The sequence below is a fragment of the Nocardia cyriacigeorgica NBRC 100375 genome (assembly GCF_000308555.1).
GTDB lineage: Bacteria > Actinomycetota > Actinomycetes > Mycobacteriales > Mycobacteriaceae > Nocardia > Nocardia cyriacigeorgica.
Genome location: NZ_BAFY01000147.1, coordinates 1 through 894 on the forward strand (window position 1 = coordinate 1; position 894 = coordinate 894).

Here is an 894-nt window from a genome sequence, read left to right on the forward strand (position 1 = left end):
CGACGCCGCCACCAACCCCGCAGGCAAGCAGATGATGGCCGAGCTGGCCAATACCTGCATCGGCGAAGCAGTCCTGCGCACCATGCTGCGACCGGCGACCTGGTACACCGCCGGTGGCCGCACCCCCGCCCAGATCATCGACAGCTCACCGGAATTGTCGGCCATCATCGACGAGCAGCGCATCGGCCGCCGCAAGCCCGTCGCGCCGGTCCTGATCGCCGCAGGCACCAACGACGACGTCCTGACCTACCCGCAGGTTCATCAGCTCGCCGTCGACTGGTGCGCACAAGGTGCGACCGTACAACTGGACAAAACAGCCTGGCTGCCACCGCTGTTCCCCAGTACCGCGATCGGCCACCTGCTGGCATACTTGCCCGCCACGTTCGCCGCCCACGACTGGCTCACCCAGCGCCTCGCCGGTACACCCGCGCCGAGCAACTGCGCCGCGCTGCCCTGAGCCGGCCACCGGCGAGACGTCGATCGGTCACCGGCGTGTCAGCTCTGCTTCGGCAGGGCTGTCACGCCGGTGACGGTGTAGCCGCAAGTAGATTCACGCCACCACGAGCGACAGCGACTCGACCACGCAGACCGGTTTGTCGCCGCCCTCGCGCTCGACGGTGACTTTGGCGGTGACCAGGTGCCCGGCGGGGCCGGCCGCGACCGAGATCAGCTCGACGCCGGCGCGCACCTTCGAATTCACCGGGACCGGGGCCGGGAACCGTAACTTGTTGGAGCCGTAGTTGACTGCCATTTTCACGCCTTCGACCCGGTAGATCTGCCCGACCAGCAGCGGGAGCAGCGACAAGGTCAGGTACCCGTGGGCGATGGTGGTGCCGAACGGGCCGTGCGCGGCCTTGCCGGTGTCGATGTGGATCCACTGGTGGTCGCCGGTGG

At 68.2% G+C, this 894-nt stretch carries 2 protein-coding genes; one reads left to right on the forward strand and one right to left on the reverse strand.

What is annotated here, in order from left to right; genetic code table 11:
* Nucleotides 1-457: lipase family protein (locus tag RJ05_RS14440; RefSeq protein ID WP_036537722.1), on the forward strand; the 457-nt coding region annotated here is incomplete at its 5' end.
* A 93-nt stretch (nt 458-550) separates the two neighbouring features.
* Here RJ05_RS14440 and RJ05_RS14445 read toward each other — a convergent pair.
* The coding region (locus RJ05_RS14445; protein ID WP_036537723.1) for a MaoC family dehydratase at nt 551-894 on the reverse strand (344 nt) is incomplete at its 5' end.